The sequence below is a fragment of the Oceanobacter mangrovi genome, assembly GCF_019740315.1.
In the GTDB taxonomy this organism is placed as follows: Bacteria; Pseudomonadota; Gammaproteobacteria; order Pseudomonadales; family Oceanobacteraceae; genus Oceanobacter; species Oceanobacter mangrovi.
Genome location: NZ_JAHXZR010000005.1, coordinates 351,909 through 361,704, shown reverse-complemented (window position 1 = coordinate 361,704; position 9,796 = coordinate 351,909). Strand labels below are relative to the sequence as shown.

The window sequence follows — 9,796 nt, the reverse complement described above, 5'->3', positions numbered from 1 at the left end:
GAGCAACGGCTTCATCCTTAAATTCTTGTGGGTACTGTTTGTAACTGCGTTTCTGACTCATGGTTGGCACCTCTGGCTGAGAAGAGTTTATCTCTTCTTGAGGTGTCCGGGTTATTCAACCAGAACAGACCGACAGTTGGTCAAGTACACCGTGAAGGCAGTGATGGCATCTATGGTTCTCCCTGGGTGCATAGGGAGCTAAGACGCGAGGGAATCCGGGTTGGCGAGAAACGGGTGGCGAGATTGATGCAGCAGTATGAAATGCGAGGCCGCTGTTCACGACTTTACAAGCCAGTTCCAAAAGGCACGAAAGAGTACTACAGCAAGCATCCAAATCGTTTACTTGAGGCAGTGCAGAAATGGCTTGGGAGCAAAGGGATGATTGCGAGCATGAACCGACCGGGAAAGTGTACTGACAATGGCGCGATGGAGTCTTTCTTTCACAGCCTGAAAGCGGAAAAGTTAACCGGCAATACCTGGAAGACATACTCCGGGTTAAAGTCGGCGCTCAAACAGTATATCGATAGCTTCTACAACAGAACCCGCCTGCACTCTGGCTTGGGATACATGAGTCCGTTAGAGTACGAGGCGATCAATGGATAACTGCAATGTGTCCGGAAAAGCGGGTGAGGATCAGCCTCCTCGTAGCGGAAACAAAACTTAAGATAGAGTCCGGAATTAGTTGACTACTAAAGTGCCCTACACAAAAATGTTGACTCGTAGTCATGATTTTATGAAAGTTTCTGGTTTTTTTGAAAGGTAAATATATGCACCCGAAGGCGATTAGAGCAATTAGAGATCTGGCATTGTCGTTTGAGAAAAGTGATGTTCAGGTTGCATATGAATTGATGGAAATTGCCTACAAGGAACGTCCTTCTGGTCCATTGATTAAACAAAAATATTTGGAATATAAAGAAAAGCTTGAGAAGCTTAAAAAGCCTTTGAGTAATGAAAAGCTAAAGGAGCTACTTGAGACAGGGGAGGTGGTTATTATACCTGTCGGGTTCAGGTGTCATACTAAAATGATGATCAAAAACAAGCTTGGTTATACCCAGCCAAGCTTGCCGTTTGATAGTGGATTTTTTCCTCCGGTTTCCGTTGCCAGTATTTTTAGAAACCCTGAAGTGTCAATGAGTTATGATGATGAATCGCATGCGGTATGTAAGAAATATGAGGCGTTTCAGGATTCTGAGAGAGGCAAGGGGATTAAGTTTGAGACAAGTAGCTATGACGAAATAAATTCCTTGGTGAAATCTGTAGAGGGTGCAGAAATAAACCAGTATCTCGATTCTACATTTGGTTATTATACTCTCGATAAAGAGCATAATTTTGTGCTGGCACACTACAACTGGCATGAGCTTGCCAGTGATGAAAAGTCAAAAGGAATTAGGGTGCCAGAGGGAAATATACCATTAATTAATACGATGTTTAACAAACGTATTGAGCGTATGTTAGAGATGTGTGTTAAGGCAAAACATATTTTCTTTGTGTATTTGATTCAAAATGGTAGTTATTTGAAACTTGATGATACGTTTTATGATTTGGCTGATTTCTCTGAGTTGAAAAATGTTTTGGATGATAAATATAATTTCCAGTACTCTATCCTGGATTTACAGAATATAACTTCTGAAACAATAGTGGGTATTTATGATGAGGCGACTGGTAAGGTTGATTGAAACTGATGCTCTGTCTAATAATCTAGCCACCCTGGCGAGAGGTTTTTGGGCTCGCCAATTGCCATAATCCTATCCACACTGGTTGTGGATGCAATAATATTATATTCAAACAGTGGCCGTCAGCCTGATGAAGAAGTTATTTTTATGCCATTGCTTGAGGGGGCGTGTGCTACACAAATTCACGGTATTAGATTTGAAGATGTTTAGACAAGGCTTGTCACACAGTCGGGGTGTACAGTAATTTGCTTCCTTTGCTGACAGGCGTTAAACATCAAGCAGATCGGAGACAACATGGAAAAACACATTGGACGTTGTAGTTGTGGTGATATTGAATATTGCTTTGAAAAGGATCCCATAAATTCTGTTTTTTGCTATTGCAAAGAGTGTCAGGCGCTCACCGGCTCAGACAAATGGTTTGGGCTTTGGGTGCCAGTAGATAATTTTAGGTTTACAAAGGGAGCACCGTTATCCTACACACGTACTGGTAATTCAGGCAAAGATGTTAATTATCACTTCTGCGGTACTTGTAGCACGGCTTTGTGCGCAGAGGTAACTGCCGGAAATTTTTATTCGGTATCTGCCACTTCACTGGTAAGTAACCCGTTCACTCCGAGAATGTCAATTTACGCATCGTCAGCACCATCGTGGGCGGTCTTTCCTGAAAGTGTGCCAAAGTTTGATATTTTGCCGCCCGGCATGGGAGGCTGATTACCTGATAAGACTGGACCTACAAGTGTTATCTTGCCTATAACGACGGCGGTAAAACACCGCTCGGCTCTTTGTCATGTCGCTCCGCTGTGTCATGGTTGGCTGATGAACTACAGCAAACGACTCAACAGATCGCCCAGGCGCTCTGATCTTTCAGAAGGATAATGTTATGGCAGTAACCCGACTGCTGATTCACGCTCCCACGGCAGAGGCCCTCAAGCGGGCCCAGAATAACGCCCGTAACCTGCTCAAGCTGGAAGCTGATGCGGAAGTGGAAATCGTAGTAAACGGCCCGGCCGTGGCACTCGCCATAACTCTGACGGATGCTGATATTCTCAGCCGACTGGTGCTGTGTGGCAACAGCCTGCGTGGGCAGGAATTGACTGCTCAGGAGGGCGTCAGGGAGGTGGCGGCGGCGGTTCAATATCTGGCTCACCAGCAAGCACAAGGCTGGGCCTATATCCGCGCCTGATTCATTGATTGCTGGAAACGAGCTGACATAAGAAAGCCCGCAGATACAGGTCTGCGGGCTTTCTTGTTTTCTGGTGTCCAGGTTTTGATGGATTATGCAGATCCCGCGCGGCTGCATGGCAACTCTTTATGGCACCAATCTGAGTCATTAAAAATCTACACATATATACCAGACGCAAACCGGGCCGCATTTGACCAGGTGGATGGCATCACCAAACCGATGCGGGTAAAGTGTTGCGCCCGTTAGTACGCCGTTCATACGGGCGTTTTATTTGTGGGTGTTCAACGAAGGGAACGCTCAATCACCGCACGAGGTATCGATGAAGTCCAAAAACAACAATAAAGCCGGCCTGTTTGTGAAGGCTGTCGGTGTGGCTGCCATTGCAGTCCTTTCGTTTTCTGTCAACGCCGCTGAAAAAGTCTATCGCCTCAAGCTGGCAGAAACCTGGGCTGCGGGTACACCGATTCTGGGTGATGCCAGCAAGAATATGGCCAAGCTGGCGGAAGAGATGTCTAACGGCCGTCTGCAGATTCAGATTGACTCCGCCAACAAGCATAAGGCTCCGTTTGGTGTGTTTGATATGGTGCGTTCAGGTCAGTACGACCTCGGCCATTCAACCTCTTATTATTGGAAAGGCAAGGTGCCTAATACCCTGTTTTTCTCCTCCATGCCGTTCGGCATGATGACTACCGAACAGTACGCCTGGTTCTACCGTGGTGACGGTATGAAGCTGATGCAGGAAGTGTATGCACCATTCAACCTTCTGTCGTTCCCGGGTGGTAACTCGGATATTCAGATGGGCGGTTGGTTCAAGAAAGAAATCAACTCACTCGATGACCTGCAAGGTCTGAAAATGCGTATCCCTGGCTTCGCTGGTGAGATCTTTGCTCGCGTTGGCGCCAGTCCGGTGAATATCGCCCCGGGTGAAATGGCGATGGCGCTGGAGCGCGGTACCATTGATGCGCTGGAATGGGTTGGTCCAGCATTTGACCTGCGTATGGGGTTCCAGAAAATCGCCCCATATTACTACACTGCATGGCATGAGCCTGGTTCTGAAACCCAGTTCCTGGTGAACAAGCAGAAGTGGGAATCGCTGCCACAAGACCTGCGCGTGATTCTGGAAACTGCTTTCCGCGTTGCTGCTTTTGACATGTACGTACAAGCCATTGATGCCAACGCGGTTGCTTGGGAAGCGATGCTGAAAGATAACCCGGACATCAAGGTGCGTGACTTGCCGAAACCGGTTATGGATGCCATGCGCAAGGCTAACGATGAGTTGCTGGCGGAAATGACCCAAAAGGACGAATTGGCCAAGCGTATTGTGGAATCTCAGGCGGAATACCTGAAGAAAGTCCGCGCCTGGACCGATATTTCAGTGAAGGCCTATCTGGAAACCAGCGAAGCCAAATAATCGCTGGTGACAGCTCCTCGTCACTATTGGCGGGGAGCTGCTGGCAGCGTTTACCAGCGATAATTGCGGATAAACGCTGCTGTCTGGTGCAAGTGATCAGGCAAATACAAAGTACTTGCGCACGGTTTCAACCACTTCCCAGGTGCCCTTCATACCGGGTTCAATCACAAAAACATCACCGGCTTTCAGGTGTTTTGGTTCTTCGCCTTCTGGCGTGATGATGCAATATCCATCCAGAAAATGGCAGAACTCCCACTTTTCATAGTTCACTTCAAACTTGCCTGGCGTGCAGATCCAGGTACCCATGATTTTGCTGCCGTCGGCAGACTGATAGGCGTTCAGGTTAACGGTGTGAGGTTCGCCCTCGATACGCGTCCACTTGGTGGCATCGACCACAGGTACCGGGCAGGTCTCGCGCAAAACGGTAATAAAGTCAGACATCTTGGCTCCAGTTATATGAGATAGCTGGCGTTATTCTAGGTAGCGTGAGTTTGGCAGATTTGTCTGCCAGCGACCTGAATTTGAAGCCCAGCACTGCGGCTGATGTGGTGAGGCCGGGGTGTATGAGGTGTTATCGTAAATTTGGCTAATTGATTGAAAATAGTCACGCGGGTAGCTTGGATGACTGACGTGAATCGCCAGGAATTGGATGACATGCCAATCGAAACCAGTTGTACTGCAGACGGCCATTGTGTTGAGTTTAGCCTGATCGGCCAAATCTATGGTGCCGATATTATTTATGCAAACATGGCGTTTCATGAAAAATATGACAACGCCTTGCTGAAGTACAAGGTGATTGATAAAAGCAGGACCACAGAAAGTATTATTTCTCTGGATGAAGTAAAAGCGATTTCCCAGCTCGACCGAGGGCTGTTGCAGCAATATCCCCGGCTGATGATCGTGTTTATTATCCGGCGCGATCAGGAAGCTGTGACAACCCAGCAGTGGACAGCGTTATCTGGCGGCATATACGGCCGCGTGCGTTTCTTTGACAGCCGTAAAGAGGCGCAAGACTGGATGGAATCTCATTAGCGGCAACCGGCTTTCGTATCCGGGTTGCCTGGCCAACAATGCAAGGAGGCTGACCTATGTTCCCATGGATGTTCTTCTGGGCCCCACAACTTAATATGCCCTGGAGCGGTAATGTCGCCCAGGATATTTCCCCCACCACCAGTTGGTTTACCGACCATATCCAGCCACAGGCCGGTGATGCCGAAGTAGAAGAGAAAGTCTTCGAAATCGCTTCCTATGGTGAGCAACTGGGTCTGATCAACAAGGTATTGTTGGATCTGGTGGACAAGCAGGATCTTAACAGCGCCAAGGCACAACAAGCGCTGGAGAAGTTACACACGATTACGACCAGGGTTGCTGAAGTGAAGCAGCAAAGTCGGGAAAACCGGCTGAAGCGGATTCTTGATGACATCGACAAGCTGCGCGAAGCCAATCCGCAGGCCTATGAAGAGCTGCGTAAACGGATGGCGCTGTAAGTCCGAACCTCAGAAACAGACATAACGGAACGCCAATAATCATGGAAGATCTGGTTGGAGAGGGAATTTTTCGCTTCCTGCTACACGTGCTGGTCTGGACTGCGCGGATTCTCTATTTTTTAGCCTGGGAGCTGATGATCGAACGCATCGGCTGGTCGATTGGCTGGGTTATCTGTCGCTTACTGAGTTGGGGCAAATATCCCGAGGTTGGACTGGGGGAATACGATCATGCATCTGGCCCAACCAGTGTGTTGGTCAATCTGATTGGTATTCTTGTACTGGCATCAATCATCGGAGCTGGTTATAGCCTGCTGGGTGAACCCTCGCCAATGCCTTGAGCTTCGGCGATAGATAAAACCACCATCTGTGGGATGGTGGTTATCCAGCAGGATTAATGCTTGCCGTGTGCCATGGCAGGAGCACCTTTGCCATCACCGACAGAAATCCGGACATTTTGCATCATGCCCTGATCTTCGTGATCCAGAATATGGCAATGCAGCACAAACTCGCCGATATAGCGGCGATACTCTGTGCGGGCGATGATGGTGTAGCCCTGTTTAACAAAAATAGTGTCCTTCCAAATACCCTTCAGGCCCCGATATTCGGAATCCAGTGCGAGCTGGCAACTGCCACCATTCTCTGTAACCCTGGCTTTACAGTCCTCCAGCGTTGCATACCAGTCGGGTAATGACGAGCTGTCGGCGTAGTATTCAAATGAAACGTCATCGACTCCTTCGGCGGTGACATCGACTCCTGCAGGGTTGAGGATTTTCACAATCTGGAAGGGGTTGACGTGGATGTGATACGGGTGTCCGACAAACGCGGAGCCCAGATACCACTCATCTTTTGCCCCGAGTATCAAGTCGCGATCAATGCGGTCGGGTGAGTATGGCTGTGGGTCAAAATCCGGGTTTTCAGGTAATTGGTTAGCCACCATAAACAGCGGTGTCGTGGTCGTTGTTGTGTCGATATTGAACCCCAGCTCCTGACGTCCGAATTCCTGTTGAGGATCATTCAACAGACTGCGATGCGGCACAAAGGAAGACAGCTTCAGGCCGTTTTCGAGATCATTAATTACTTTTGGTTGCGCTGCAGGATCAATATACAGCCGGGCAGAGGCGATCAATTGGTCTGTCAGGCTGGTCGGAGCCTGGGTGTTGTTGATTACCTTGACGAGGCCAAGGAATCGCGGTGTTGGCTGGTCTGCATTGATATTGCCTTGCGCCGTAGCGGCCCGGTCGATCATGTACCAGTCGCCCATTTCCGGGAATTGCACCAGCAAGTCCCAACGATATCCGGGCTGGAAAGTCAATTCTCCAGTCGCTTGCGCCTGCTCCATCGTCAGGCCATCAGCTGCAACAACCTGAAAATTAAGTTTGTCACGAGCATCGAAACAGTTGGCTTGCAGTAATGCTTCCGGGTTGGTTTTGGCCATGAATAACCGTTCATTTTCGACCGCTTCTGCTTTACAGAAAACCAGATCAATGGTGTCGCGGACACCGGCGTGAATCATGCGCCAGCGCTCAACAGCGCCAACCGGGACGTCCTGGATGGTTGGCAACACCACGCCGTTGATACTGGTGTAACGGCCTGAGGCTGGCCAGCTGCCAGGGCCAAACTGGTCTTCATAGTTGCGTATTTCGCCGGTTTGACCTGCGCTGCACACCCATTGTCCGGCACTGTTTTTGATGATGTTGCCATCGCTGTCAAAACAGGCATAGGCAATTTGCTGCATGACCAGCGTGCGATCCTTGAAGCCGGTGAGCAATACATCGAGGTCGCCGGTTTTTACCAGCTTGCCTGCTTTTACCTGGGGTTGTCGTTCGCCCTTGATAATCAGGGCGCCAACCATGCCACTGGAAACCTGTAGCGCAGTGGAGCCGTGTAAATGAGGGTGGTACCAAAAGGTACCTGCCGGGTGATCGACCGGTACGTTGTATTCGTATTGGAAGTCGACCCCTGGATTGATTTTGATCAGCACATTATCGCTATTGCCAGAGGGGCTGATCCACAGGCCGTGGGTATGGAGATTGGTGCCATTGAAGCAATGAGGCGTATTGGGATCTTCCGGATGTCCTTCGCAACTGGCATCCGGATCGAGATGGTTGCGAAGCGTTACCCTGGCTGTTTCGCCGGGTTTCATTTCAATGGTCGGCGCTACATACGGGGCTTTGGGGTCTGTTTCGGCAGACATATAGGCGCGTAGCTCGACGGTATCGCAATCACCCGTTGTCGGGTTAAATAACTGGTTGGTGACTTCATCAATCGTCATATCAAAGCGGACTTCGCCTGCCACGCTGGTATCACGTTTCAATTTTAGCGGCTCTGCCAGACTTGAATGTCCAGGGCTGGTTTGCTGTCTGCTGATGCACTCGTCGGCGGCAAATTTTACTCCGTGGCTGGTATGTTTATCGGTCGTCGATGCGCAGGACGAGGTCGATATAATAACCAGACTGAGTGCAGCGGTATTAATCGCTTTGGTAAATAGCATGTCTGAATCCTTTGAGGGTTTTCATTTTTGTCTTTTATGCCGTCAGACATACTGCTATTGAGTACTCCTGAACCTCCTGTCCACGGGCGATGCGATATTAATTGGAACGGATATGGGATTTCTGTAATTGGTCGCAAATATCTGATAAAGAGGGAATCGTTACTATTGTAATAGATTCTTTGTATTGAGAGGTGGCTTGAATTTTATCGGTCTATGGCTTTGCGTTTTATAGATTTATTGCTGATACTCTGTGGAGTCGGTAAATATATTTAACAATTTGTTGTTTATAAATATGAGTCTTGCTGTCTATTTTATTGCGCAAGTTTTTGATCCAGAACTTCAACGGTGATTCCCAATAAAGCCGCCGCTTGCTGGCGATTTTGCTGGCAGCTATTGAGGGTGTTGATGACTAGCTGGCGTTCAGCTTCGCTGACGGAAAGCCAGCTGCCGGGGCCATCAGACGTCGTCTTCTGGTGATCCAGTGGGCTGATTTCGTGTCCGCTGATCAAGCTGTCCTCAAAACGCTGATCGCAAAATTCCGTTGCGGTAATGATTTCTCCCGCCCGACCATGTGCCTGTTCAACCCGCTTGCGCAGTTCACTGACGTTACCTGGCCAGTCATGGTTACGAATCTGCCGGATAACATCCCGGCTGAACGATTTGCTGCTGGTGGTCTGACGGTTGAAGTGCTGCAGAAAATGCTGCGCCAGCTCGACGGCATCGTCGTCACGTTCGCGCAACGGCGGAATCTGTACCGGAAACTGCGCCAGCTGAAAGTAGAGTTGCTCCTGCAAACGGCCTTGGGTAACTGCCCGAATCGGGTCGTGTTGGGTGGCGGCAATGATGCGTAATGGCGATTGGCTGGCCGGGTGGGCTGCGCTGGCAGGCTGGCTGTTATGGGCCAGCATGGTTGCCAGCTTGTCTTGTAGCTTCATCGGCATGGCGGTGATTTCATCCAGGTACAGCGTTCCCAGTGTGAACTGGCCAAAGCAGGGCAGGGTCTGGCAGGCAAGGCTGGATGAGGCGGACGGCAGGCTACCGGCTGCTTCTTCAGGATCGTCGCTCAACATGGCGCAATCAATGGCCATAAACGGATGGCGCGCCAGTGGGCTGTATTGGTGCAGGGTCAGTGCTGTACGTTTTTTACCACTGCCGGGTTCGCCGGTCAGCAGTGTGTTTACCCCGGAACCTGACACCCGTCTGATACGCCGAAACAGCTGCTGCATACTGGATGATGAACCCATCAACAGGCCGTACTGATTTCCTTTGGTGGATGGCAGTGGCGATAGCCGGGTGGTTGCGCTGGTCATGCCGTTTACTCCCTTAATGATCGGTGGATCTGGAATTACTGGCCGGGCCGAACAGCATATTCCTGAAACACCAGGATTCGAAACGACAGAACGGGCAGAGTTCACATCTGCAGGAGCAGCTAGTGAAATGTTTTGTATAGCGTGCGCCTGTTCCGTGGGATTGGTATTGCGGTTGGCGCAAATTGTCCCGCTACGCGGTGCTGATCGGTTTGTGGATGAGTGAACCGAAATTCCTTCTCGG

At 49.7% G+C, this 9,796-nt stretch carries 11 protein-coding genes; 8 read left to right on the top strand and 3 right to left on the bottom strand.

What is annotated here, in order from left to right; all coding sequences use genetic code 11:
- The first annotated feature begins 27 nt into the window (after positions 1-27).
- The 5 genes from K6123_RS13240 (at position 28) to K6123_RS13220 (ending at position 4,267) form a co-directional block, all read left to right on the top strand.
- Positions 28-603 (top strand): integrase core domain-containing protein, encoded by a 576-nt coding sequence (locus K6123_RS13240; RefSeq protein ID WP_343223998.1) that lies wholly within the window; start codon positions 28-30, stop codon positions 601-603.
- 164 nt (positions 604-767) lie between these two features.
- Positions 768-1,676 carry a hypothetical protein gene (locus tag K6123_RS13235; protein ID WP_221798460.1) on the top strand — a complete coding sequence of 303 codons (909 nt, stop codon included), beginning with the start codon at positions 768-770 and terminating at the stop codon, positions 1,674-1,676.
- 291 nt (positions 1,677-1,967) lie between these two features.
- On the top strand, positions 1,968-2,384 hold the full coding sequence (locus tag K6123_RS13230) for a GFA family protein (RefSeq protein ID WP_221798458.1): 417 nt from the start codon (positions 1,968-1,970) through the stop codon (positions 2,382-2,384).
- A 169-nt stretch (positions 2,385-2,553) separates the two neighbouring features.
- Entirely contained in the window at positions 2,554-2,856 is a 303-nt protein-coding gene (locus tag K6123_RS13225; protein WP_221798456.1) for a DsrE family protein, read from the top strand.
- Between the two features lie 319 nt (positions 2,857-3,175).
- Entirely contained in the window at positions 3,176-4,267 is a 1,092-nt protein-coding gene (locus K6123_RS13220) for a TRAP transporter substrate-binding protein (RefSeq protein WP_221798455.1), read from the top strand.
- Positions 4,268-4,363: 96 nt separating this feature from the next.
- Here the strand turns inward: K6123_RS13220 and K6123_RS13215 are convergent, their stop codons facing one another.
- A complete protein-coding gene (locus K6123_RS13215; RefSeq protein WP_221798453.1) occupies positions 4,364-4,708 on the bottom strand; it encodes a cupin domain-containing protein in 345 nt (114 codons plus the stop codon).
- A 180-nt stretch (positions 4,709-4,888) separates the two neighbouring features.
- Between K6123_RS13215 and K6123_RS13210 the strand changes: the two genes are divergently transcribed.
- The 3 genes from K6123_RS13210 to K6123_RS13200 are packed head-to-tail and all read left to right on the top strand — an operon-like array spanning position 4,889 to position 6,092.
- Positions 4,889-5,299: a hypothetical protein gene (locus tag K6123_RS13210; protein ID WP_221798451.1), complete on the top strand. Its 411-nt coding sequence runs from the start codon at positions 4,889-4,891 to the stop codon at positions 5,297-5,299.
- Positions 5,300-5,355: 56 nt separating this feature from the next.
- Entirely contained in the window at positions 5,356-5,754 is a 399-nt protein-coding gene (locus K6123_RS13205; protein ID WP_221798449.1) for a hypothetical protein, read from the top strand.
- 41 nt (positions 5,755-5,795) lie between these two features.
- A complete protein-coding gene (locus K6123_RS13200; protein WP_221798447.1) occupies positions 5,796-6,092 on the top strand; it encodes a hypothetical protein in 297 nt (98 codons plus the stop codon).
- 53 nt (positions 6,093-6,145) lie between these two features.
- Here K6123_RS13200 and K6123_RS13195 read toward each other — a convergent pair whose 3' ends face one another.
- A complete protein-coding gene (locus K6123_RS13195; protein ID WP_221798445.1) occupies positions 6,146-8,245 on the bottom strand; it encodes a multicopper oxidase family protein in 2,100 nt (699 codons plus the stop codon).
- Between the two features lie 311 nt (positions 8,246-8,556).
- A complete protein-coding gene (locus K6123_RS13190; RefSeq protein ID WP_221798443.1) occupies positions 8,557-9,555 on the bottom strand; it encodes a sigma-54-dependent transcriptional regulator in 999 nt (332 codons plus the stop codon).
- Positions 9,556-9,796: the final 241 nt, after the last annotated feature.

What these genes read in the sequence shown, in the direction of transcription:
- K6123_RS13190 (WP_221798443.1), bottom strand. Translation starts at nt 9,555, where the DNA reads ATGACCAGCGCAACCACCCGGCTATCGCCACTGCCATCCACCAAAGGA.
- K6123_RS13235 (WP_221798460.1), top strand. Translation starts at nt 768, where the DNA reads ATGCACCCGAAGGCGATTAGAGCAATTAGAGATCTGGCATTGTCGTTT.
- K6123_RS13215 (WP_221798453.1), bottom strand. Translation starts at nt 4,708, where the DNA reads ATGTCTGACTTTATTACCGTTTTGCGCGAGACCTGCCCGGTACCTGTG.
- K6123_RS13230 (WP_221798458.1), top strand. Translation starts at nt 1,968, where the DNA reads ATGGAAAAACACATTGGACGTTGTAGTTGTGGTGATATTGAATATTGC.
- K6123_RS13200 (WP_221798447.1), top strand. Translation starts at nt 5,796, where the DNA reads ATGGAAGATCTGGTTGGAGAGGGAATTTTTCGCTTCCTGCTACACGTG.
- K6123_RS13195 (WP_221798445.1), bottom strand. Translation starts at nt 8,245, where the DNA reads ATGCTATTTACCAAAGCGATTAATACCGCTGCACTCAGTCTGGTTATT.
- K6123_RS13210 (WP_221798451.1), top strand. Translation starts at nt 4,889, where the DNA reads ATGACTGACGTGAATCGCCAGGAATTGGATGACATGCCAATCGAAACC.
- K6123_RS13205 (WP_221798449.1), top strand. Translation starts at nt 5,356, where the DNA reads ATGTTCCCATGGATGTTCTTCTGGGCCCCACAACTTAATATGCCCTGG.
- K6123_RS13220 (WP_221798455.1), top strand. Translation starts at nt 3,176, where the DNA reads ATGAAGTCCAAAAACAACAATAAAGCCGGCCTGTTTGTGAAGGCTGTC.
- K6123_RS13225 (WP_221798456.1), top strand. Translation starts at nt 2,554, where the DNA reads ATGGCAGTAACCCGACTGCTGATTCACGCTCCCACGGCAGAGGCCCTC.